The organism is Moritella sp. F3, from assembly GCF_015082335.1.
GTDB lineage: Bacteria > Pseudomonadota > Gammaproteobacteria > Enterobacterales > Moritellaceae > Moritella.
On the sequence record NZ_BLRL01000014.1, the window covers coordinates 104,402 to 128,078 of the forward strand.

General features: G+C 39.8%; 21 protein-coding genes. 16 read left to right on the top strand and 5 right to left on the bottom strand.

Annotation, left to right across the window (positions count from 1 at the left end):
* Positions 1–137: 137 nt before the first annotated feature.
* The 6 genes from JFU56_RS23120 to JFU56_RS18765 all read left to right on the top strand — a co-directional run bounded on the left by JFU56_RS23120 (position 138) and on the right by JFU56_RS18765 (position 6,786).
* Positions 138–608 carry an acyltransferase gene (locus tag JFU56_RS23120; RefSeq protein ID WP_305798258.1) on the top strand — a complete coding sequence of 157 codons (471 nt, stop codon included), beginning with the start codon at positions 138–140 and terminating at the stop codon, positions 606–608.
* Between the two features lie 41 nt (positions 609–649).
* On the top strand, positions 650–1,822 hold the full coding sequence (locus JFU56_RS18745; protein WP_242066024.1) for a glycosyltransferase: 1,173 nt from the start codon (positions 650–652) through the stop codon (positions 1,820–1,822).
* Positions 1,823–1,894: 72 nt separating this feature from the next.
* On the top strand, positions 1,895–2,410 hold the full coding sequence (locus JFU56_RS18750; protein WP_198438786.1) for a hypothetical protein: 516 nt from the start codon (positions 1,895–1,897) through the stop codon (positions 2,408–2,410).
* A 2-nt stretch (positions 2,411–2,412) separates the two neighbouring features.
* Complete coding sequence (locus tag JFU56_RS18755; protein WP_198438787.1) at positions 2,413–3,882, top strand: capsule biosynthesis protein; 1,470 nt, start codon at positions 2,413–2,415, stop codon at positions 3,880–3,882.
* Complete coding sequence (locus JFU56_RS18760) at positions 3,866–4,927, top strand: glycosyltransferase (RefSeq protein ID WP_198438788.1); 1,062 nt, start codon at positions 3,866–3,868, stop codon at positions 4,925–4,927. The genes JFU56_RS18755 and JFU56_RS18760 overlap by 17 nt, the downstream gene beginning before the upstream one ends.
* A gap of 2 nt (positions 4,928–4,929) precedes the next feature.
* On the top strand, positions 4,930–6,786 hold the full coding sequence (locus JFU56_RS18765; RefSeq protein WP_198438789.1) for a sugar transferase: 1,857 nt from the start codon (positions 4,930–4,932) through the stop codon (positions 6,784–6,786).
* A 6-nt stretch (positions 6,787–6,792) separates the two neighbouring features.
* Here JFU56_RS18765 and JFU56_RS18770 read toward each other — a convergent pair whose 3' ends face one another.
* Genes JFU56_RS18770 through JFU56_RS18780 form a run of 3 tightly spaced genes read right to left on the bottom strand, consistent with a single transcriptional unit; the run spans position 6,793 to position 12,279 of the window.
* Positions 6,793–8,166 (bottom strand): CsiV family protein, encoded by a 1,374-nt coding sequence (locus JFU56_RS18770; protein WP_198438790.1) that lies wholly within the window; start codon positions 8,164–8,166, stop codon positions 6,793–6,795.
* Positions 8,163–11,639 (bottom strand): transcription-repair coupling factor, encoded by a 3,477-nt coding sequence (gene mfd / locus JFU56_RS18775; protein ID WP_198438791.1) that lies wholly within the window; start codon positions 11,637–11,639, stop codon positions 8,163–8,165. Before mfd ends, JFU56_RS18770 begins: the two co-directional genes overlap by 4 nt.
* A 37-nt stretch (positions 11,640–11,676) precedes the next feature.
* Complete coding sequence (locus tag JFU56_RS18780; RefSeq protein WP_198438792.1) at positions 11,677–12,279, bottom strand: hypothetical protein; 603 nt, start codon at positions 12,277–12,279, stop codon at positions 11,677–11,679.
* 217 nt (positions 12,280–12,496) lie between these two features.
* On the opposite strand from JFU56_RS18780, the gene JFU56_RS18785 reads away from it, so the two are divergent.
* The 5 genes from JFU56_RS18785 to speG all read left to right on the top strand — a co-directional run bounded on the left by JFU56_RS18785 (position 12,497) and on the right by speG (position 17,454).
* Positions 12,497–13,726 (top strand): lipoprotein-releasing ABC transporter permease subunit, encoded by a 1,230-nt coding sequence (locus tag JFU56_RS18785; RefSeq protein ID WP_198438793.1) that lies wholly within the window; start codon positions 12,497–12,499, stop codon positions 13,724–13,726.
* Complete coding sequence (gene lolD, locus JFU56_RS18790; RefSeq protein ID WP_198438794.1) at positions 13,719–14,438, top strand: lipoprotein-releasing ABC transporter ATP-binding protein LolD; 720 nt, start codon at positions 13,719–13,721, stop codon at positions 14,436–14,438. The genes JFU56_RS18785 and lolD overlap by 8 nt, the downstream gene beginning before the upstream one ends.
* Positions 14,438–15,685: a lipoprotein-releasing ABC transporter permease subunit LolE gene (gene lolE / locus JFU56_RS18795; RefSeq protein ID WP_198438795.1), complete on the top strand. Its 1,248-nt coding sequence runs from the start codon at positions 14,438–14,440 to the stop codon at positions 15,683–15,685. Before lolD ends, lolE begins: the two co-directional genes overlap by 1 nt.
* Before the next feature lie 191 nt (positions 15,686–15,876).
* Complete coding sequence (locus JFU56_RS18800; RefSeq protein WP_198438796.1) at positions 15,877–16,761, top strand: alanyl-tRNA editing protein; 885 nt, start codon at positions 15,877–15,879, stop codon at positions 16,759–16,761.
* Between the two features lie 168 nt (positions 16,762–16,929).
* On the top strand, positions 16,930–17,454 hold the full coding sequence (gene speG, locus JFU56_RS18805) for a spermidine N1-acetyltransferase (RefSeq protein WP_198438797.1): 525 nt from the start codon (positions 16,930–16,932) through the stop codon (positions 17,452–17,454).
* Between the two features lie 101 nt (positions 17,455–17,555).
* Here speG and JFU56_RS18810 read toward each other — a convergent pair whose 3' ends face one another.
* Positions 17,556–18,011, bottom strand: a complete 456-nt coding sequence (locus JFU56_RS18810) for an L-alanine exporter AlaE (RefSeq protein ID WP_198438798.1) — start codon at positions 18,009–18,011, stop codon at positions 17,556–17,558.
* A gap of 308 nt (positions 18,012–18,319) precedes the next feature.
* Positions 18,320–19,144, bottom strand: coding sequence for a DUF2797 domain-containing protein (locus tag JFU56_RS18815; RefSeq protein ID WP_198438799.1), 825 nt, complete (start codon positions 19,142–19,144; stop codon positions 18,320–18,322).
* A gap of 356 nt (positions 19,145–19,500) precedes the next feature.
* Here JFU56_RS18815 and thrS point away from each other — a divergent pair, with 356 nt between their 5' ends.
* The 5 genes from thrS to JFU56_RS18840 form a co-directional block, all read left to right on the top strand.
* Positions 19,501–21,435, top strand: a complete 1,935-nt coding sequence (gene thrS / locus JFU56_RS18820) for a threonine--tRNA ligase (RefSeq protein ID WP_198438800.1) — start codon at positions 19,501–19,503, stop codon at positions 21,433–21,435.
* Complete coding sequence (gene infC, locus JFU56_RS18825; RefSeq protein WP_081588302.1) at positions 21,432–21,974, top strand: translation initiation factor IF-3; 543 nt, start codon at positions 21,432–21,434, stop codon at positions 21,972–21,974. The genes thrS and infC overlap by 4 nt, the downstream gene beginning before the upstream one ends.
* Positions 21,975–22,058: 84 nt before the next feature.
* Positions 22,059–22,253: a 50S ribosomal protein L35 gene (gene rpmI / locus JFU56_RS18830; RefSeq protein WP_019439703.1), complete on the top strand. Its 195-nt coding sequence runs from the start codon at positions 22,059–22,061 to the stop codon at positions 22,251–22,253.
* A 27-nt stretch (positions 22,254–22,280) separates the two neighbouring features.
* Positions 22,281–22,637 carry a 50S ribosomal protein L20 gene (rplT, locus tag JFU56_RS18835; RefSeq protein WP_019439702.1) on the top strand — a complete coding sequence of 119 codons (357 nt, stop codon included), beginning with the start codon at positions 22,281–22,283 and terminating at the stop codon, positions 22,635–22,637.
* A gap of 300 nt (positions 22,638–22,937) precedes the next feature.
* Positions 22,938–23,677, top strand: a 740-nt coding sequence (locus JFU56_RS18840; RefSeq protein ID WP_305798259.1) for a 7TM-DISM domain-containing protein, incomplete at its 3' end; no start/stop codon positions are given.

The window sequence follows — 23,677 nt, forward strand, 5'->3', positions numbered from 1 at the left end:
CCATCCCCTGTATCCCTATCATTCACCCCTGTTTACTCCGAGTACATCTCTTTGTTACCCATCTATTTACAAACACATTAAGAGTACTGTATTGGACTCCGCTGTTTAAAAGTCGGCTCATAACGAAACCAATAAACTTGTATTTATATTCAGGTATGCCATTGGTGTTAGGGCATCTAACCATTGAAATGGGTGATAACTGTCGAGTGTCAGGGATATCAACATTAAGTGGTCGTAGTATGAACGGAGAAGCATCTCGATTAATCATTGGTAATAATGTTGATATCAATTGGCAGAATAACATTGCTGTCGGTGGCAATATTATTATTGAAGATAATGTCAGATTAGCAGGACGCGTGTTTCTTGCTGGTTATCCTGGGCATCCTATTGACGCACAAGAGCGTGCTGCAGGCGCTGCAGATCATGAGTCACAAGTCGGTGACATTATACTCAAGCGTGACGTGTGGCTAGCGACGGGCGTGAGTGTCATGGCGGGAGTGACTATTGGCGAGGGCACTATTGTCGCCGCTGGTAGCATTGTCACGCATGATTTGCCTGCGGGCGTACTTGCTGGTGGCATTCCAGCTAAGGTCATTAAAACATTATGAAAAAAGACAATATAAAAAAGCATACTATTAAAACGAGTACTATGAAAAATTGGCAATGGATTGTATTCGGCGAGGACTGGGGACGTCACCCAAGTAGTACACAACATTTAATGAAATGCATGGCTGTGCATCATCAGTTGTATTGGGTCAATTCTATTGGCTTGAGACGGCCTAAATTAAACGATAGTAAGCGTATTATTGAGAAGTTTAAGCAGTTGAAAAATGCCAAAAAGAATGACTTTAACCAGGGGGAACCGACGTTAATGAATGATGTTCAGCCTCTCGGTATTCTCGCACCTGTTGCTATCCCTTGGCCTGGTAGTCACATTGCTTATGTGATTAACCGTTTGTTACTGACTTATCAAACACGGGCTTTACTTGCTAAAAATGAAATTGAGGATAAGGTTCCAAGAATATTGTGGCTTTCCTTACCGACGGCTCGCTGTGTTGCTGGTTCATTAGAAGAAGATCTGCTGGTCTATTATGCTGGCGATGACTTTAGTGCGCTAAACGGTGTCGATAATAAGCAAGTGAGGGCTGAAGAGGCGGCACTTGTTGCACAGGCTGATGTTATCTTTGCGGCGAGTGATAACATTGCACGACAATTCCCACAAGATAAGACCTATGTACTGCCTCATGGTGTTGACTTAGCACACTTTTCTAGTAGCCATGAATGCCCTGATAATTATCCTAAATCTGATTTAGTAGTTGGCTATTATGGCAGTATCACTACTTGGTTGGATTTTGAATTAATTACATATCTTGCCGAGTCTAGACCCGATGTCACCTTTTTATTTATTGGTAAAATTGAAATGCTGGACTGTGATCTTTTTAAAGTTAACAATCTTATTCATTTGCTCGATATGCCTCACGAACAACTTATTCAATATGCTGCTAACTGGCAAGTATCACTTATTCCTTTTGTTGATAACGAACAAATACGTGCGTGTAACCCATTAAAATTAAGAGAGTACCTCGCTATAGGTCACCCTATTATAAGTACTCGATATCCAGCTGTATTGCCGTTTATGGATTGCATTTATGTTGCTGATGATAAAGTCGAGATGTTAGCGCAGCTAAATCAGGCGCTCGCACTGTCGAGTAAGGCTCTGGCTAAACTAAAAAATAGTTCTCGAAAAAAGGTTGAGTCTGCGAGTTGGCAAGCTCGTTGTGACCTTGTTAGTAGGTTGTTAGCCGAAAAAATGGACGCTTAATATTTGCTATCAGCGCCGCAGATATATCAATAGTATCAAGATTGCAGTCGTATAAGAGCTAGGGAGAGTAACATGAACGGATTTATTCATTATCAACGTACGCTGGCTAAACTGATGTTCGTTCCACTGGCATTTTTGTACGGGTGTGCGAGTGCGCCAGAGGATATGTCTATTCAAATGGCAGGGCAACTCTCCGCATTATCTAATAATTCTTCTACTAACGCGTCGAATAATCCGGATAACGAATCGGTCGTGAAGGCAAGAAAATTAAATTTTGTATTTGAATACAAACAAGTGGTGTTAACAGATCGTCAGAATAAGCGATTGCTTTATCTTTACGATTGGAAAAATGGTGCAATTATAAGTTATGGAAAAGCAAAAGCAGAGAACGATTACGCTGCTTTAGCTATTGGGCACCAACGTGTACAAGCTGTCATTAAAGCGCTGGTTAAGCATAATGAGGTGGTTCGCATTAGTTATGATCCCGCTTTAGCGTCTGACTCGGTATTAATTGAGGAAAACGTCATTCAAACAACAGGAGTGTCAACGCAGGAATCTGGTGGCTTACTCAAAAGTGCTCGGTTGTAAATATGGGCACTATTATTTGGGGGAATATTTATCGGTTCATTGAAATAATTTGGCGTCGACGTTATTACTTAGGTGTTTCTATTATATTGGCCGTTTTAATCTCGTCCTCAGTCAGTATTTTGACCCCTAAACGGTATTCATCTCACACCTCTATCTTGGTTCAAGAAAGTGCATTGCTTAATCCATTTTTAGAAGATTTATCTGTGTCTTTTAATCTTGAAGATCGAATGGTCGCGTTACGCGTATTAGTACATAGTCGACATATTTTGTTTACGGTTGCAGAGCAAAATGGTCTTGTCGACAAAAATAGTGATTATCGTTCACGGGATTTGATTGTTAGTCAACTGTCAGATGCGATCACACTAACCTTGTCTGGGACTGATTTAGTTATCATCACACTGCAGTGGGATGTACCGAGTCAAATGGAGTCGATTTTAAATTCTGTTAGCCAATTATTTATTGAAAGTTTAATGGCGCCAAGTCGCGCATCGATTGTTTCATCAGAAAAGTTTTTACTTGCGCAGCTCGATCTAAGGCGTGAAAAATTGGTTGTTGCAGAAGGGAAAATGGCGGCCTTTCGTCGTGAGCATTTGGGGGTATTACCTGAATTGTTTATTCAAAATAATAAAACCTTATTCTCTATTTATAGGGATATTCGAGACAAAGATATTGAACTATCGGGTGCTTACGGACAGTTAAAAAGCTTGAAACTTAAATTAGCTCAAACTAATCCGGTAATTGGTATCGTTGAAGAACAAATCGTATCAGCAGAAGCAAAGCTGTCATTGTTGAAAGCAAGCTACACGCGCAATCATTCAAAAGTACAATCTGTTGAATTACAGTTAAATAATTTAAAAAATGAACAACAGAAATTACTCAGTAAAAATGTTGAATTTACCGATGAGCAGTTAAACCAGTTATGGAACCTAGCTTCTGTGGTTGACAGCAGTGATGGAGAGAGTAAAACACCGTCACTATTGCTGTCACAACTAGAAAACCTACAAACGGCACAATCACGCGTTATTCAGTTAGAGAACGAAATCGCAATGTTACACAAACAATCGAAGCGTTTGACTAATAATGTAGCAATGGAGGCCGATGTGGCAAAGGAGCTTAGTGCGCTAGAGCGGGATCTGTCTGTGAATACTAAACTCTATCATGACCTGCTTAATCGCCATGAAATGGCCAAGGTAACAGGCGAGTTAGGGCGACATGAAGAATCTGAAAAAATCAAAGTGATCGATAGATCGTTCACTCCTGGTTATCCGACAAACTTAGCCTTGGTTGTATATCTCATTTTTGGTCTGGTGGGCGGTATCGGCTGTGGTATTGGTTTGACCGTTGCGGCCGAGTTATTAGACGATACATTGTGGCATATCAGGAAAGTCAGTGTTTTTGATAATATAAATATCCTGGCGCGATTACCTTCGATTGATTATGAAAAGGACTGCGATAATGAAAATCATGGTTGAAATAATTCAACACTTAAAACCGGGCGGGATTGAGAAATTGGTTCTTGATATTATGCGATTACAAGAGCCTGAAGTTGAAGTGTATATTGTTGCATTGGAAGGTGAAGAGTTAGCTTGTTTGCAGCACTGGCCTGCACTTAAAAGCTATCAAGACCGCCTGATATTTTTGGATAAAGAGCCTGGGTTTAAACTTTCGACAATAAAACGATTAAAAAAAGTATTAACGAACTTGCGTGCTGACATTATCCATACCCATCATATTGGTCCGCTACTTTATGGTGTGATGGCCACACTACGGCTGCAGAGTATACAACATATTCATACTGAGCATGATGCGTGGCATTTACGTGATAATAAGCAATTACAGATGACCAAACTAATGCTGCGCTTGAAACATATCACTTTAGTCGCTGATGCAGATACTGTTGGGATGCAACTATCGCAAGTACTTGGTCGAGGTGTTAACCCTGTGACTATCTTGAATGGTATTGATACTGAAAAATTCTCACCGAGTTTAAGTCACTCGCGTTATAAGCATAATACCAGGGTATTTAAGATTGGCTGTGCAGCTAGATTAGTGAAAGAGAAATCACTAGATGTCTTGATAAAATCGATAGCGAATATTCCTGATGTTGAGCTGTATATTGCTGGTGATGGTCCTGAAAAGCAAAATTTAAATAAATTAGTGCTAGAACTAGACCTATCAACTAAAGTTAAATTTATTGGCTATACGGATGATATGGTTGGATTTTATCATCAGTTAGACTTGTTTGTTTTAACCTCCTCTAATGAGGGACTGCCTTTATCAATTTTAGAATCACAATCTTGCAACGTCCCAGTTCTCTGTAGCGATGTAGGTGCTGTGCATGAAGGGGTATGCCAGAACACTGGGCATTTAATCAGATTAAATACTGTGAATGAATTTCATATCGCGATCCAAGCGCAAATGAAACGTACGAGTGAGTATTACCCACGTGATTTTATAACTAAGCACTTTGATATCAGAATGATGATTAAGGCTTATAATCAATTAATTAAGGAGTAGCAATGGATTGGCTTCTGTTTGGTTCTATTGTATCGATTAACTTGTTTATTTATCACCATTGGGTCTACCCTAAGCTGCTGCAATATTATGTAAAACATAAGCAACAAGATGACAAAGTAGATACTTTCGAATCTCGACACTACGCATCTAAAGATGTCGACTCTGCGCTCCCGAATATAACCATTGTTATGCCTGTTTATAACGAATCTAAGCATTTAGGCGCTAAATTAAGTAACTTACTTATGCTGGATTATCCAGCTGATAAGCTTAAAATCGTGCTCGGCTTTGATGGTTGTACGGATGATTCAGTTGCTATTGCTACGGCCTATTTATCACAATACGAAACACACGATATAACAATTGAATTAGATGTTGCTGAAAAAAATTGCGGTAAAGTACATGTGACAAATAAATTGTTGACCCGGCATCAGTCGACATCAGATATTTTAGTTTTAAGTGATGTGAGTGCGCTCATCTCGATTGATGCGATGCAAATTTTCGCGCATAGAATGGCCGAGGAGGGGGTTGGCGTTGTGACTGGTGATTATCAACTTTATGAGCATGGTTCTAAAGGTGAGGCACACTACTGGGACTACCAACGTAACATTCGTAAAGCTGAAAGTATGACTGGCTCAATTATCGGACCACCAGGTGCGTTGTATGCGATTAAAGCATCTCTGTTCGAACAGATACCAGTTGATACTATTAATGATGATTTTGTTTTTCCAATGTTATTAGTCAGTCGTGGTTACCGGGCTGTGATGGATGAACGAATTTCTATTATCGAAATGGAAGCAACCAATACGACGAATGATTTTACGCGTAGAACACGCATTGGTGCGGGTAATGTTCAGCAGGCCTTTAGGTTGCGGGGTCTGTTTTCATCGAAAAGTGGTTTAACTAGTTTTACTTTTTTTAGTGGGAAATTTTTACGTACATTAATGCCATTTAATCTATTAGTGCTATTTGTGCTGACTTTCTTTTTAACCAATAGTCAGTCTATTTTTGTTGCAAACACCGCTTGGTTTTTGTGGTTGGGACAATGTGGCTTGTACGGTGGTTCGGCCCTCGCTCTATTATTTGATGCGACACCTGTAAAACAACCTTGGGCCTCATTGTATTATATTGCGACGGGTTATATGGCGAGTTTTTATGGCGGTCTGCGTTACCTTTTTGGTTTAGATCGTGGCACCTGGATTAAGATCAGCTCAGAGCAGCAAGCAACATCAGATTACCAGAGAAAAAGTGTTGTGATCCCAAAACGTTTCAGCGATATCCTTATTTCTATTACAGCACTGATTGTTTTTTTACCACTTGTGCCTTTGGTTGCTTTGGCTATTAAATTAAATTCTAAGGGGCCGGTGTTTTATCGCCAATTACGTGTGGGTGAAATTAAAAATGAATATGTTGAAGTATTCATGCTAATTAAGTTCAGAACGATGGGCGTTGAGTCAGAGTCTAAGTCTGGCCCTGTGTGGGCGCAAAAACAAGATTCGAGAGTCACGTCTGTAGGACGGTTCTTACGTAAGACGAGAATAGACGAACTACCACAATTGATTAATGTATTGCTCGGCGATATGGCTATTGTTGGCCCTCGGCCTGAACGCCCTGTGTTCTGTGGAAAACTAGAAGAAAAGATACCTTATTATTTGGAGCGTACACATGGTGTGAGACCTGGTATTACAGGCTTAGCACAGGTATCTCAAGGGGCTGATACGTGCTTAGAGGATGTGCAAAATAAACTCTATTGGGATCACTCATATGCTCTAAACCTAACGAGTTTTTCTCGCTGGCTTAAAGCAGATGTAGTGATTATATTAAAAACGTTTTTAACGATGGTGACGTTCAAAGGTAATTAATGGTATTTATTGAGCTGTATCGATAGTATCTTTTGGCATTGGCGGCTCATATTTTCTTATTTGAATGAGCATGCCAAACATCGGGTGATCAAGGTAATGAATTTCACCACTTCGGATCACGCGTAGTTGCTGCATTGGATAGCTATGTAAGAAAGGCACTACTTTACCTTGTGGTGCTTTATCTACAGCTGCATCCATCGTGGTTATTTCGTTATTCAATTCACCTTCCGTGTTTTCGGCAACTTCATCAACAACAAAATCGTTATCGTACTCTAGAGTTGCATCTGCAGATATGATGGCCTTGTTATGGTCACTTTGCTTTGGCTCTAGATGTATACCTAGTCGTTCTAACAGATCAATGTTTTCAGCATTAACCGCAACGTCAGACTCTAATGCTTGTTGTTCCCCAACTTGTCTTGCTGGAATAACTTTACTCCCTTCTTTACGTACAAACAGGTTCGTTTTTGCATAAAGATAATGCTCTAGGTAGATAGTTAATTCACCATCAATTTTCCAAACCTGTGTTGCTGCTTCATCTATTGCAGCAACAGGTAAGGTGGTTTTTGAAAGATCTAAAACTGCTTTAGCATCGACACTCGTCCCTGCATCTTGTAGTGCGATAGCGTCACTGATTGATGTGGCGTTATCCAAGTCGATAATCTGTGAGTTATCAGCAATACTATCATCCGAGGCTATTGTTGCAGGTACTATTCCTGCGACAAGCGGCGCGGCTTGATTTAAAATCGCATCACCGTTTTGTTTGTATTGTTGCTGGTAATTTTGGCCTGCAAACAACCGGATAGGTATGGCTTGAGTACGATCTTTAGGTTGCATACGCCACGCAGTATGTAAAACGACATTATAATTCGCGTGATCGTTTAGTGCTTTAAATTGCTCAGTAAGTTGTAATTCATTCGCTGGCACAATTTGTAGTGCTGGGTCTTGGGCTTTGCTGTTTAAGTTCGCGCCATCAATCACTACACGTGTAGAGCTTATTATATCGTTATCTATATCTGGCGTTGCAAAACGAGTGCTGTCACTGTCATCACCAAACACAGGTAAAGTTTCACTATCGTCTATAAGCGTTGGTTGTAAGCCTGTTGTTATTGCCTTATTTAAAGTGTCAGCGTTATTAGCATCATGGCTATTTTTATTGATCAAATTAATGTCATTGATGAATAGTGCCATCGGGTCTTTATTTTCTTTAGAGTACGTTGGATATAAAGACGGATCCCAATGTTCAATCACTTTAGCTGGATCAATATTGCGGTCGAATAAAATGACTTCTACTTCAAACCAGCGCTCTTCTTCTGCTGCGCTTACTGCAAATGAACTACCGACAGAGAGACCTACTAATAAACTAATTAACGATTTTTTCAACGTTTAACTCCTGCAATCTTATTTTTTGCAAATTCAACTAGCATTGATTCGACTAGTTGTACTCGATCTTTTGCATCCGGTGATTTGATTGCAAACTTCAATTTTGATGGTCCATCCATGCTATAAACACGAGGCTGCTGTTGGATAAGGCGGATAAGATAACTCACATCAACCTGATTATCTTCGCCAAAGCTAATATAGCCACCAGCGGGACCTATTTCAAGTCGTTTAATGCCTAAAGGTGCCGCCTGGAGCTTTAACTCAGTTTGACGGATTAAATTTTTAGCATTGTCGGGTAATAAACCAAAGCGATCAATAAGCTCGACTTGAACCTCACGTAATTGGTTTTCACTTTGACAGCTAGCGATACGTTTATAGATAGACAAGCGCATATTAACATCATGAATGTAATCATCGGGCAATAGTGCTGGCACCCGCAGTTCAATTTCAGTCTGACTCTTTAATGCTTCTTCAAGCGAAATAGACTTGCCTTCTTTAATACTTTTCACTGCTTGGTCGAGCATATCCATATACAGCGAGAAACCAATAGAGCTAATTTGACCACTTTGCTCATCACCCAGTAGTTCACCTGCACCACGGATCTCAAGATCGTGTGTAGCTAATGTGAAGCCGGCGCCTAAGTCTTCTAATGAGGCAATGGCTTCAAGACGCTTTTTCGCGTCGCTGGTAATACGTTTTGGATGCGGCGTTAATAAGTAAGCATATGCTTGGTGATGGGAACGACCAACACGGCCACGTAATTGGTGTAACTGCGCTAAACCTAAATTATCAGCGCGATCCATAATGATGGTATTTGCTGTTGGAATATCAATACCTGTTTCAATAATCGTCGTACACACTAATACATTAAAGCGCTGATGGTAGAAGTCAGACATTACTGATTCTAATTCACGCTCTGCCATCTGTCCATGCGCCGCTATAACACGTGCCTCTGGTATCAGTTGCGCGATAGCCTCGGCAGTTTTATCGATAGAATCTACATTGTTATGTAAGAAGTAAACTTGTCCACCACGCATGATCTCACGCATGATGGCTTCTTTGACTACATTGTCGTCATATTGGCGCACGAATGTTTTCACGGCTAAACGTTTTGCTGGTGGCGTTGCGATAATCGAAAGATCGCGCATGCCATTCATCGCCATATTTAAGGTTATTGGGATCGGCGTCGCTGTTAACGTCAAAATATCGATATCGGCACGCAAGGCTTTTACTTTTTCTTTTTGACGGACACCAAAGCGATGTTCTTCATCAATGATAAGTAAACCAAGATCAGAAAATTCAATTTTATTACTGAGTAATTTATGGGTGCCAATTAATAAATCAACTTTGCCATTTTTCACATCTTCTAAAATAAGTTTCTGTTCTTTGGCGGTTTTAAAACGTGAGATAACTTCGACACGAACTGGCCAGTTCGCGAAACGATCTTTGAAGTTTTCGAAATGCTGTTGTGCAAGTAGCGTTGTCGGCACAAGCACGGCAACTTGTTTATCATTCATGATTGACATGAAGGCTGCACGCATCGCCACTTCTGTTTTACCAAAGCCCACATCACCGCAAACGAGTCTGTCCATGGTTTTGTCTTGACGCATATCATCCATGACGGCTTGAATGGCTGTTTTCTGATCGTCAGTTTCTTCGTATGGAAAACCATCTGCAAACGCAAGGTATGATTCTTTATCGCATTTATACTGGAATCCACTTTTAGCTGCACGTTGTGCATAGATATCCAATAATTCTGCAGCGACGTCACGTACTCGTTCCATTGCTTTAGTTTTGGATTTTTCCCAACTATCACTACCGAGTTTATGTAGTGGGGCTGATGCTTCACCGGCACCGCTATAGCGGCTGATAAGGTGCAACGCTGAAACAGGTACATAAAGTTTCGCGGCATTGGCGTACTCAAGGGTTAAAAACTCAGTCGCCATACCTGCATTTTCGATGATCTGTAAACCGAGATAACGACCAACACCGTGTTCGATATGCACAACTGGTTGACCTATGCTTAACTCGGTCAGGTTTCTGACTAGAGCATCATTATTTGCCTGTACTTTTTTATCGGTGCGGCGGCGTTGTATTATTTTGTGACCAAGTAATTCGTTTTCACAAATAATCGCGATGTTTAAATCGTCAATAATAAAACTGTTTTCACACTGGCTAACCCAAATACCAACCGCAGGTTTAGCTTTCAGGAATTTAGCGATAGTCGTAATGGCTTTAGGTTTTAACTTGGTCTTTTCAAGTAGCTCTAATAGCGTTTCACGACGACCTTCCGATTCGACACTGAAGATTACTTTTCCGTCAAAGTCTTCGATAAAGGCAAGTAATGGCGCTAGCGGTAATTTTTTCTGATGATTAACTGATATTTCAGGTAAGCGGCTAAAACTTAAGTTGGTATTACCGGCTTTCTCACTCAGTGTTTCAAGACCTAGACTTACTTTACTGTACTGACCAAGCGACTGGAATAGTTCAGAAACGGGTAAGTAGAGTGCACTTGGCTTCAGTAATGGACGTTGAATGTCATGACGGCGGTCTTCGTAGCGTTTTTCAACGTCTTTGAAGAAAGCGTCTGATGCATTGTGTAGGTCCCCGACTTGCGCAATAGTAAGTTGCTTGGGTAAATAATCAAATAGCGTTGCGGTTTCGGTTAAAAATAATGGGTGGTAATACTCAATACCGGTTGGTAAGAAACCCTTGCTAACTTGCTGGTAAATCGATTCAGCTTCGCGGGAAGGCGTGAATAATGCTCTAAATTGCTGACGGAATAATTCTATTGCTTTATCGTCAGTTGGGAATTCGTGAGCGGGTAATAAGTTAATTGCTTTAAGGGAGCCTTCCGAACGCTGCGTTTCGGTATTAAAACCGCGAATATCTTCGACTTCGTCATCAAAAAAGTCAATTCGAAATGGTGAACTGCTGCCCATTGGATAAAGATCGAGAATAGATCCACGTGCAGAGTATTCACCATGTTCTAATACTTGCTCTACAGCATTGTAGCCACTGGTCTCTAAACGCTGGCGCATTTCATGCATATCGATCTTGTCGCCAGTTTTAACGATTAAACTATGTTGCGCTAAAAAACTAACTGGCGCGATACGTTGCATTAACGTACTTACAGATACAATGATCAGGCCACTGGTTGTTTGTTGAAAACGGTGCAGAGCATGAATACGCTGTGAGATAATATCTTGATGTGGTGAAAAGTTATCATACGGTAATGTTTCCCAATCAGGGAAGGTGATTAATGGTTTATCATCACCTAAGAAGTTGCGTACTTCTTGTTCTAATTTTAATGCACTTGGCGTATCTGCGACAACCGCAAGGATCGGGGATTTCGTTTGTAAGCACAGTTCTGCAAGTGTGAATGCAAGGCTACTGCCGACAAGATTACCGTAGGCGATCTTATCGCCTTGTTTTTTCGGTAAGGGTAGAGAGAGAATAGCTGTTGATTTCATAATGTCAGTAATCTAATCGTCATAAGTAAGGAATGAGTTAAGGAATCAGTTGTTGATCATCTTGCAGATCTTGTTGCTGGCGTTGTTCAGCGCGTTGTTTCAATTGTAACTGTTGAATACGTAATGTGGCACGTATTAATATTTCTCGGTCGATATCGCGGATACGCGTATATGATGCAGTGTATTCAATTAGTGTGTTATCTGATTCTTGTTCTTCACGTGCAGAGATAGTGCCATAGCAGTATATAGCAGAAGAATCATTAGGTAAGAATATCTTAATACGCACAGCTTGCTCTAATGCTAAATCACCATGGGCTAAAAACTTAACTTCACCAGCCCCAAATACGCTTGTATTAAAACGTGATTCTGGGTGATCTTGTTGCGCTAACACATAGCCCATAATTAAGTTTATTTTGTTATTTTGCATCTGTAAAAAATCAGCCAATGCGTCGGCTTGTTCACCTATATTACGGATTGAACGTAGCGCGGTGCTGTCGATTTCGGCAACATCATTGGCCATTTTAAATGGGATTGGCATTTCATTTTCTAACGCCAGTCGAGATGTAGGCACTTTATCAATCGAAACCGGTTCAATATTGACAGATAAACTGTGTTTAATAGAAAAATATTGTTGAGTCATTCGCCGTTATCCTTTTCTAGATAGCTAACGAATCATTGTGGCATATTAATTTTTATTTTTCATGTTTAGTTTGTTGGATTTCGCTTTCAAGGCGCTGTTTTCAACGAGAATAAGCAATCGCTCACAAGTTAGCGTTAAGACATGATTTTACTTGCTCATTAGTGGTCATGGCTCTAGAATGAAAGGCAGTTTTTAGCAAGGTCTTCTTAATCTATTTATGTATTACCCTCTCAGTTTATTCATCGGCTTGCGTTATACTCGCTCGAAACGCAATAATCGATTTGTATCATTCATTACTTTGTTCTCGACAGCAGGCATCACGATAGGTGTATTAGCGCTGATCACTGTGTTATCGGTAATGAATGGTTTTGAGCAAGATTTGAAAACCCGCATACTTGGGGCCGTGCCACACGTCATCGTCACCCCAAAGTCTGAGGTGAATGATGTCGATGCCAGTTTATTGGCATTAGAAAATGATCCCTTAGTCGCTGCTGTGACGCCTTTTTTACAAGCCGATGCTATGGTGCAGAGTAAAAGCCAGATCCAAGGCGCGCAGTTACAAGGTATTGATCCATCTTCCTACCCGCAGTGGGACGTGATTCGCCAGAATATGATTATTGGCGATATTACCTTATTGCAACCCGGTAAATACAACATCATTATTGGTCGCAGTATGGCCACTTCTTTGAATGCTAAGCTTGGCGACAAAATAAGGCTTATCTCGACCAGGGGCAGTGTATTTACGCCGATGGGGCGCGTACCGAGTCAACGCAAGTTTACAGTCGTCGGTATTTACGCTGTTGGTTCTGATGTTGAAGCGACGCAAGTGTTAGTGAATATTATCGATGCCGGTAAGCTTGTTCGTTTACCTGCTTCTGCTCCGATGCAGCACCGTGTGTTTGTGAATGACCCATTTTCGGTTAATGAGTTAGCGAGTCGTGAATTTTTCATTAATAGCTTTGATTCTCTCGATTGGCAAACTGCACGTGGTGAATTATTCCAAGCGGTGAGAATGGAAAAGAATATGATCGGTTTATTGCTGTTTTTAATTATTACTGTTGCAGTGTTTAATATCTTGTCATCGTTAGTGATGTTAGTAACAGAGAAAGAAACTGATGTAGCGATTATGAAAACGCTCGGCATGAACAGATCGACGATTGTACAAATATTTGTTATTCAAGGTGCTTGGACTGGCGTGTTAGGCGCTATGGCTGGTGGCCTTTTAGGCATACTGCTAGCGGCTAACCTGAATGAATTTATGTCACTGATAGGCCTTAACCTGTTAGCGCAAGCATCTGGCGGAGCACGTTTATTACCTGTTTTATTTGATTGGTCGCAGATTGCGTCAATTATTTTCGGTGCGATTGCATTAAGTCTACTCGCAACACTTTATCCTGCATTTAGAGCGGCAAATGTAAAACCTGCCGAGGCACTACGTTATGAATAATTCTTTATTAGTTTGCAATAATCTCGAAAAAATTTACCAAGAAGGTAATCTTGATACTCACGTATTAAAGCAAGTATCGCTGACGATCGAAAAAGGTGAACTGATTGCGATTGTTGGCCGCTCTGGTTCAGGCAAAAGTACCTTACTACATTTAATGGGCGCGTTAGATACACCGACGTCAGGCTCTGTACACCTTAATGGAATCGATATTCATAGCATGTCACAGTCACAACAAGCGGCAATGCGTAATCAGAATATGGGCTTTGTGTATCAATTTCATCACCTGCTGAATGAATTTACTGCGTTAGAAAACGTCTGTATGCCGTTATTGATCGCGGGTATGAAGGTTACGCTGGCGAAAGAAAAAGCCTTGGCGATGTTAGAGCGTGTTGGGTTATCGCATCGTATTGAACATAAGCCGAGTGAACTTTCTGGTGGTGAACGTCAACGTGTTGCCATTGCACGTGCGTTAATTAATGAACCAAATATTGTGTTAGCAGATGAACCGACGGGTAACCTAGACCAAGGTAGTGCGGATACTATTTTTAATTTGATTAAAGAATTAAATGAAACGTGCGATACTGCTTTTATTATCGTGACCCATGATGAAGAGTTGGCTAACCGATTAGGACGTACTTTACATATGGTTGATGGTGTATTGTCTAGCGATACAGCAACCTCGCCAGTAAATCCTGCGACGGAGGAAGTATAATGTTTCGTCCGTTAGCGGCTTATATCGGATTGAGATATACATCGTCTAAACGCCGTAATGGCTTAATCGCGTTTATTTCGGCGTCATCAACGGTTGGCATTGCATTAGGCGTGATGGTGTTGATCATTGCTTTATCAGCAATGAACGGTTTTGAGTACGAGCTGAAAAATAGAATATTGGCGGTTGTGCCCAATGGTGAGCTTGAAGGGGTAAATAAACCCTTTAATGACTGGCAACGCACCCAAGGCAAATTACTTACGCATCCGGAAGTTGTTGGGGCTGCTCCTTTTATTAAACTCAATGGTTTATTACAAAAGGGCAATGAACTAAAGGCCGTGCAACTTCGTGCTGTTGATAGTGAGGCTGAGAAGCAAGTTTCTGAAGTGTATCGTTATGTTGAAGAGGGCAGTTGGGATAGCTTAAATGAGACTGCGAATAACCGAACTGTGGTCATCGGGCGCGGTATTGCTAAAGAATTGAATTTAACGCTTGGTGATCCGGTTACGGTTCTATTGTCGCAGCAGTCAGGTAATTCATTTAAATCACCACGCCGTTTTAGCTTTACTGTTTCTGGCATTATTCACCTTAGCGGTCAGTTAGATAATAACCTTGCTTATATCCCTTTGAGCGCAGCACAAGATATTCAAGATAAAGCGTTTAAAGCTGATGGTATGAGTATTAAGGTGTCGGACATCTTTGCTGCTAATCGCATTGTGCGTGAAGTGGGGAGTGAGTTAGACCATTATCTTTATATCCGTAGCTGGATGACGAGTCAGGGGTTCTTATATCAAGATATTCAAATGGTTAAAAGTTTGATGTACGTGATCTTGATATTAGTGATTGCGGTTGCTTGTTTTAATATTGTCACTACCTTGGTGATGGCTGTTAATGATAAACGTGCTGATATTGCGATTTTAAAAACCATGGGTGCATCCAATGCGCTACTGCGTTTGATCTTTATTGTACACGGCGGTATCAACGGCATTCTTGGTGTTGTTTCTGGCACAATACTGGGTATTTTGATCTCAGAGAATCTGACGGTGATCATCAAATTTATCGAAAGGTTGATCGACCATGAATTCTTGTCGGGTGATATTTACTTTATTAACTTTTTACCGTCACAACTTGCATTGAATGATGTGCTGGTGGTTGGTGGTGTTGCGATGGTGATGAGTGTTATTGCGACAATTTACCCCGCTAATAAAGCCTGTGGCGTACAGCCTGCACGTGAGCTAGGGAATAAATAAGCTATTTGAAAGATGTATCCCTTAATTACATAAGGGATACATTGATTTTAGTGGGTTAGTCAGTATAAGAGCTAAGGTCTGCGAATATAAATAACAGCACGCGATTCTCTGTTCGTGCTAGAGATATATCAAATTTAGTATCACTAGTGATACTATCGGCGTAATGCAATTTTATCGTCGAAGGATTTTGAATGTCTGAAGTTTTATCCCCTCAAGTACAACCAACCGAAGTACTTTTTACCCAAGGAATTACTCAATCTTTAACGCAGGTGTTGTGGCTTGAGCAAACAGATTGCAGCCTTTATGTTGTTACCGAGCAAACGCCGTTTCATCCAGTGAGCCATATCTGGGCAGATCATCCTGCTGACAAAGGCGTTCTAGTATATGAAGGCAATAAATATACTGTGATTGATTGTGTCACTGGTGCGTTTGATATAGAAAATAACAAACTATTTAAAGGCAGTGATATACCTGTAAAACGCGGTGAAGCCGGGTGGCATTTTGTTGTTGTTCATGAAATAGCATCAGGTTTGCTACTCAATGTGAATGACACTGTCGAACTCGTTGTTGATACGGATTATCAAGCATCTCTCAGCCGTGGCCACAGTGCAGGACATTTATCTTCTTATGCATTAAACAAAGTACTTGAGCAAACGTATTGGCGTAAAGACGCTTCACGCAAAGATGTGTTAAACAATAGAGACTTTCATTCATACGCGCAGGTACTAAGTCTGGTTTCTGAAAACCAATCCACAGACAGCTACCGTTTAGGTAAAACGTTGAAAAAACGAGGTCTCAATGTAGCAGAAATGCTTGCTGATCTTGCGACTATTGAAGCGAAAGTGAATGATGTGCTCGCAACTTGGATTACGACTCAAGCACCTGTTGTGATGAAACGAGAAGGTGATTTACTGACTGACTCACGCTTTTGGTGTTGTGACTTAGGTATTGGCGAAAGTATTACCATGCCTTGCGGTGGTTCACACATACAGAGCTTGGCTGAATATAACGAGGTTAAGATTACATTGACGTTAAAGTCTGATCAAGATTTAGAAATGATCACAACGGCGAGCTAATTATGTTATTCGGTATTTGTTACATTTAATACATTACTATTTAATAGTAAGTAGATAATTGATATTGTTATATTTCAATGCCAGCATCGCGTCCAATATGGATGCTGTTCGTTAGTATTAATTGTTTGTTTTTAGAGATTGAATCTATGTTTTTGATAGGAATATTTTATGACAAGTGATATTAGACTCCGCGCGTTGGAAAGAACCGACTTACGCTTTATTCATCAGCTCAATAATAATCGTACGATTATGTCTTATTGGTTTGAGGAACCTTATGAATCATTTGATGAACTCGAAGAGCTGTATAATAAACATATCCATGACAAGACTGAGCGTCGCTTTATAGTCGAAAACACGGATAATGAAATGGTTGGTCTCGTTGAGCTTGTTGAGATTAACACTATCCACCGTAATGCCGAGTTTCAAATTATCATTACCCCTGAATTTCAAGGTAAAGGCTACGCGATGGCCTTGATTGATCGCGCCCTGAATTATGCCTTTACCATTCTAAATCTGCATAAAGTGTATCTGCATGTGGCTATTGATAATGAAAAAGCGATTCATTTGTACCAAAAATGTGGTTTCATTGAAGAGGGGCACTTGGTGAAAGAGATTTTCATTAATGGTCAGTACTGCGATGTTAAACGCATGTATGTACTGCAAGATGCTTACGCAATTGTACATTATGCCTAATCGAATAGTACTTAATCATCAGAACTGAAGTATTTAGCAATTGCTACAAGCACTAATATGTAGGATGCAAAGGCACTTAAAATGCCTTTGCATTATGTTTATTAAGCGCTAATACCTGCATGATAGCCTGGTACGCGAAATAGCTTACGGCATAAATCAAGGAACTGGCCGTAAAACACACCAACAAAGCAAGATACAACCGCATTACTTGATACTGCAGTGACGATTTGAGCAAAGTCAGCACCAACAGATAACAGAATTAATGCATAAACAGGTGATTGGAAAGAAACGTAAGCAAATGTATCACCAAGCTGTTTACTCAGCTTATTCTTCATTAATTTTGCGCAGTTCTTAATAATAACATCACGATATAAACCATAGGGATAAGCAATTGCTATATTCACAGGGATTGAGACCATTCTAGAAGCTAAAGATTGTTGAAACGACATCCCTGAGATAAAAATCTCAATCAACATACCCACAACAAAACTAAATACTACCATTGCGAATGTATCAGCTGCGGCATTACGGACGCAGAAAGGGGCTTTAACTTGCACTTGCTTATCTCCAACTAGACTAATATCGTGTTTAAAATGTTTGATTCATCACTTATAAACTGGATGTTTAACTGTGAGTGGAATATGTGACTATTAAATCACGTAACAAGCAGTTTTAATCACTGTAGTTTGGTTTGTTTTTAAGTTTTTTATGTATTTAATACTGAGAATGGATGAAAAAGAGAGAGTAAATGCTGGGTAATACAAAAGAAAGGCTTGGTTAGTGTGACGTGGCTCAAATTACTGACCGAAATTAACGGTCAGCATCTCGTAAGTGGGTGTTTTTTATTGACAGGCTGGTCAGGATGTTAAACTTCTAAGGTGATCTCATAGCTGGTAAATTTACGCATGTTAATTACACCTGTGTCAAAAAACATATATTGGCCTTTAATACCTTGCAGTACACCAGTAACAACAGGCTCTTTATCAAAGTTATGTGAGATGATTTTTGTTGGGTGCTCAGTAATAGGGTAGTTAATCGTCACAATCTCTTCTTCAAGCTCTTCAATTGCATCTAAGCCGTACATCATTTCGATATTACCTAACTGTTCTTCAATTAAAGGCATTAAGCGTGCAGCCTCTGCTTTTAAGTCAAGATCGGCGTTTTCGCCTTTTAGCATTGTACGCCAATTTGTTTTATCACCAATGAATTCAGCGAGTGCGGTTTCAACTAACCCAGATATTAAGCGCGTTTTAACTTTGAATATAGGCAGGCCTTGTGTAGCCCCTTGATCAATCCAGCGCGTTGGTAATTGCGTATGGCGAGTTATGCCAACCTTTAATGCAGATGTATTTGAAAGGTAAACATAATGGTCTGTCATACAGAAATCATCAGCCCATTCTGGTTGGCGGCAGGTACCGTGTTCATAGTGACATGTTTCTGGTTTCATAATACACATGTCACAACTTGCCAGTTTACGTGTACAAACGAAGCAGTGGCCTTGTGAATAGCTTTTCTTGGTTTTTTTGCCACAGCTCAAGCAATGTATATTGCCCGTATGGATCATCGTGATTGATTTACCGATAAATTCGTTTAAAGGAATTAACGTATCGTCGAGTGGTAACTGGTAACTCACACTGCTATCTGCATTGAGAGTTGAGACCATTTTACTGATATGACCGGTGTATGACATTGTATGATATTCCATTGCTCGTGAAATTATAGAGGCTGATGTTAATTGATAAATTGCGTATTTATTCTTTTATATAGCGATAAATTGACGCCGGATTAACAAAAGCCGTGTAATTATAAAGTAATTCTATATAATACTTGGTCTGAAATTTCTTTCTACTTATAGTTTTACTTTTGCTCATCTGATAACAATTTTGTTTTTCGATGATAAAATGTGCAACTAAAATTTCAGTTTATTATTGAGTGTTAGTCATTTTAATTTAACACTCAGCTAAACATTATCGCTTGGTGTGCTATTCACACCATAATTTATGCAAACGCTGCATCGTAGGCAGCATCACTGCAAAAGGATATAAAATGCCTGTTATTACTCTTCCTGATGGCGCTCAGCGTCAATTTGACAATCCAGTATCAATTATGGATATTGCCGCAGATATCAGTTCTGGTCTTGCTAAAGCGTGTATCGCTGGCCGTGTTAACGGTGAACGTGTTGACGCATGTGACCTGATCACTGAAGATGCTGCAATTGAAATCATTACTTCTAAAGATGCTGATGGTTTAGAGATCTTACGCCACTCTTGTGCGCATTTACTTGGTCATGCTATTAAGCAATTATGGCCAAACACCAAGATGGCTATTGGTCCAACCATTGATAAAGGCTTCTATTATGACGTCGAAATGGAAGAACCAATTAGTGAAGCTGATTTAGCTAAACTAGAAAAGCACATGACTAAACTGGTTAAGACCAACTATCAAGTAATTAAGAAAGTTGTATCTTGGCAAGAAGCACGTGACACGTTTGAAGCACGTGGTGAAACTTATAAAGTAGCTATCTTAGACGAGAACATTGGTCGAGATGAAACGCCTGCTTTATATCATCATGAAGAATACATCGATATGTGTCGTGGACCACACGTACCAGTAATGAAGCATTGCCAGCATTTTAAATTAATGTCTGTTGCTGGTGCATACTGGCGTGGTAACTCTGACAACAAGATGTTACAACGTGTTTATGGTACAGCTTGGACTGATAAGAAAGAGCTTAAAGAGTACCTTCAACGCCTTGTAGAAGCTGAAAAACGTGATCACCGTAAAATTGGTAAACAACTTGATCTTTACCATATGCAAGAAGATGCTCCGGGCATGGTGTTCTGGCATAACGACGGTTGGACGATCTTCCGTGAGTTAGAAACGTTCATTCGTGAAAAATTACGTGACTTTAATTACCAAGAAGTGAAAGGTCCACAAATCATGGATCGTAGCTTGTGGGAAAAATCAGGTCACTGGGACAAATATGCAGACGGTATGTTCTGTACGCATTCAGAAAATCGTGAATACGCGATTAAACCAATGAACTGTCCTGGTCATGTACAGATTTATAACCAAGGTTTAAAATCTTACCGTGATTTACCATTACGTATGGCTGAGTTTGGCTCATGTCACCGTAATGAACCATCTGGCTCGTTACATGGCTTAATGCGTGTACGTGGTTTCACTCAGGATGATGCTCATATCTTCTGTACTGAAGACCAAATACAACAAGAAGTGTCAGACTGTATCAAGATGGTTTTCGAAACTTATGAAACGTTTGGTTTCAAAAATATCGAAATTAAACTGTCAACACGCCCTGAAAATCGTGTAGGTAGTGACGAAACTTGGGATAAATCAGAAAAAGCACTTGCTGATGCATTAACAGCTAGTGGCCTAAGCTATGAAATACAAGAAGGCGAGGGTGCATTTTATGGACCTAAAATTGAATTTACCCTACATGACTGTTTAGATCGTGCATGGCAGTGTGGTACAATTCAACTAGACTTCTCAATGCCTGAGAAATTAGGTGCTGAATATGTGTGTGAAAATAACGGTCGTGATACGCCTGTTATGATTCACCGAGCGATTTTAGGGTCTCTTGAACGCTTCATTGGTATTCTAATTGAAGAATACGCAGGTCTTTTCCCTACTTGGATTTCACCAGTTCAGGCTGTTGTAATGAACATTACAGACAAACAGGCTGTTTTTGCTACAGATTTTGTAGAAAAAATGAAGAAAGTGGGCATTAGAGCAAAATTAGACTTGAGAAATGAGAAGATAGGCTTTAAAATCCGCGAACATACTTTGAAACGTGTGCCTTATCTTTTGGTTATCGGCGATAAAGAAGTCGAATCAGGAGAAATTGCAGTACGTACTCGTAAGGGCGTTGACTTAGGTACTATGAAGTTGGATGACTTCATCAGTAAATTACAAACCGAAGTCAATAGCCGCGGTAAAACAACTTTGGAGGATTCGTTATAAAAGGCGGAAAAAAAGGTCAACAACAAACGACCAGACAACATCGTATCAACGAAGAAATTCGTATACCTGAATGTCGCTTAAACGGTGCTGATGGTGAAGTGATTGGAATCGTATCTATCAGAGAAGCTCTTGCTATTGCTGAAGAAGCAAGTTTAGATCTTGTAGAAATTAGCCCGAATGCCGAGCCTCCTGTTTGCCGTGTCATGGATTACGGTAAATTTATATACGAGAAAAGTAAATCTGTTAAAGAGCAGAAGAAAAAGCAAGTTCGGGTTCAGGTTAAGGAAATAAAATTCCGACCTGGAACTGATACCGGCGATTATCAGGTAAAACTACGCAACCTGACTCGCTTCCTCGAAGAAGGTAACAAAGCGAAAATTACGCTGCGTTTCCGAGGTCGAGAAATGGCGCACCAGAGCTTAGGCTTTGATCTTTTGAATCGTATTAAAGACGATCTAAAAGAAATTGCAGTCGTGGAGGCTTTCCCGAAAATGGAAGGTCGTCAAGCTGTAATGGTGTTAGCCCCAAAAAAGAAATAGTAGGTGCTTCCAAGTAGTATGAGTGTGTAAACACTTGTACTCGCCTTATTATTATTCATTAATATTCAACAATGCGGAGTTATAATGCCTAAGTTGAAATCGAATAAAGGCGCTGCAAAGCGCTTTAAAAAAACCGCTAATGGTTTTAAACGCAAACAGTCTCACCTACGTCATATTTTGACCAAGAAGAGCACTAAACGTAAACGTCACCTTCGTGGTACGCAAATGGTTGCAAAATGTGATGTTGCATCTGTTTCACGTATGCTTCCATACGCTTAATTTTAGATATAAAAGAGGAAAATAGTTATGCCTAGAGTTAAACGCGGTGTTGTTGCACGTGCTCGTCATAAGAAAGTTTTAAAACAAGCTAAAGGTTATTACGGAGCTCGTTCACGAGTTTATCGTGTTGCCTTCCAAGCAGTTACAAAAGCTGGTCAATATGCTTACCGTGACCGTCGTCAACGTAAACGTCAATTCCGTCAATTATGGATTACACGTATTAACGCTGCTGCACGTCAAAATGGTATGTCTTACAGCCGTTTCATTAATGGCCTTAAACACGCCTCTATTGAAATCGATCGTAAGATCTTAGCAGACATTGCTGTATTCGATAAAGCGGCATTTACTGTACTAGTAAATAAAGCAAAAGAAGCAGTTGCTTAATTTTAATTAATTAATTAAGTAAATGTTATCAAAGGAGGCTTCGGCCTCCTTTTTAGTTTCTGTAACACACATTCCTAATAATATTCATACATCAGATAGAGCCGTCACGAATACTACCTCCCTAGAAACTCATGCTTTTGCTTAGCAATAGCTAATACACTACCTATAAATAACTAAACCTACTTAGCGATAAAATAACTATAAACGCCTGTCTATAAAGCCCTCTATATACTTGCATAATGCTTTTCTGTAATATCGATTTATCAATTTAAAATAATTTTGAGATAGATATTCAACTTTATGCATTTTTTATTATCCATATTCCTGATCACTGTATTCAGTCTAAATAGTACTTTTGCAAAGGCAGAAGGGACTATTATCGACACTGATTTTGAAGTTGCCCGTCTTGGTTCGTCGATTAAGTATTTCGAAGATAAAACCAACTCTTATACATTTGATTATTTGTCTCAAAGACAAGCCGCGATTCCTTGGGTTAAAAGTAACCAAAGTCATTTTAATTTTGGCTTTTCAGATAGTACGTTCTGGTTCAAGGGACAAATTATCAATGAAGCGGATGTTGATAAATACTTAATTCTCGATTTTGGTGATTCGCTATTAGATAATATAGATCTATATTTGATTAATAATGATGGTAGTACGACAGTCAAAAGGTTAGGCACTCGCCGTCATGCTGACGATACTATGTCTAATTTAACCTTCTCTACAGGCTTTAAAGTCGGTGCTGGTGAAACCACAGATTATTTTATCCGTCTTAAAACCGCTGCCTTTTTACAAACGCCATTGACGATCTGGGATGCCAATTATTTTATTGATCAACAATCACAACACAAATTATTGGTTGGTATGTTTTTCGGTTTATTCTTGATGATGATTTGTTATTTAACCTTCTTATATATTCATCTTCACGAAGTGCGTTTGATTCAATATATCGCTTTTATTATCTGTTATTTGTCAGTTATATGGATAATAGAAGGTTTCGGGTTTGTTTATAAAATTAATTTTATTACGCAATATTATGA

Bases quoted from the DNA above. Each gene is read 5' to 3' on its own strand.
- JFU56_RS18745 (WP_242066024.1), top strand. From the start codon at position 650: ATGAAAAATTGGCAATGGATTGTATTCGGCGAGGACTGGGGACGTCAC.
- JFU56_RS18750 (WP_198438786.1), top strand. From the start codon at position 1,895: ATGAACGGATTTATTCATTATCAACGTACGCTGGCTAAACTGATGTTC.
- JFU56_RS18755 (WP_198438787.1), top strand. From the start codon at position 2,413: ATGGGCACTATTATTTGGGGGAATATTTATCGGTTCATTGAAATAATT.
- JFU56_RS18760 (WP_198438788.1), top strand. From the start codon at position 3,866: ATGAAAATCATGGTTGAAATAATTCAACACTTAAAACCGGGCGGGATT.
- JFU56_RS18765 (WP_198438789.1), top strand. From the start codon at position 4,930: ATGGATTGGCTTCTGTTTGGTTCTATTGTATCGATTAACTTGTTTATT.
- mfd (WP_198438791.1), bottom strand. From the start codon at position 11,639: ATGAAATCAACAGCTATTCTCTCTCTACCCTTACCGAAAAAACAAGGC.
- JFU56_RS18780 (WP_198438792.1), bottom strand. From the start codon at position 12,279: ATGACTCAACAATATTTTTCTATTAAACACAGTTTATCTGTCAATATT.
- JFU56_RS18785 (WP_198438793.1), top strand. From the start codon at position 12,497: ATGTATTACCCTCTCAGTTTATTCATCGGCTTGCGTTATACTCGCTCG.
- lolD (WP_198438794.1), top strand. From the start codon at position 13,719: ATGAATAATTCTTTATTAGTTTGCAATAATCTCGAAAAAATTTACCAA.
- lolE (WP_198438795.1), top strand. From the start codon at position 14,438: ATGTTTCGTCCGTTAGCGGCTTATATCGGATTGAGATATACATCGTCT.
- JFU56_RS18800 (WP_198438796.1), top strand. From the start codon at position 15,877: ATGTCTGAAGTTTTATCCCCTCAAGTACAACCAACCGAAGTACTTTTT.
- speG (WP_198438797.1), top strand. From the start codon at position 16,930: ATGACAAGTGATATTAGACTCCGCGCGTTGGAAAGAACCGACTTACGC.
- JFU56_RS18815 (WP_198438799.1), bottom strand. From the start codon at position 19,144: ATGTCATACACCGGTCATATCAGTAAAATGGTCTCAACTCTCAATGCA.
- thrS (WP_198438800.1), top strand. From the start codon at position 19,501: ATGCCTGTTATTACTCTTCCTGATGGCGCTCAGCGTCAATTTGACAAT.
- rpmI (WP_019439703.1), top strand. From the start codon at position 22,059: ATGCCTAAGTTGAAATCGAATAAAGGCGCTGCAAAGCGCTTTAAAAAA.
- rplT (WP_019439702.1), top strand. From the start codon at position 22,281: ATGCCTAGAGTTAAACGCGGTGTTGTTGCACGTGCTCGTCATAAGAAA.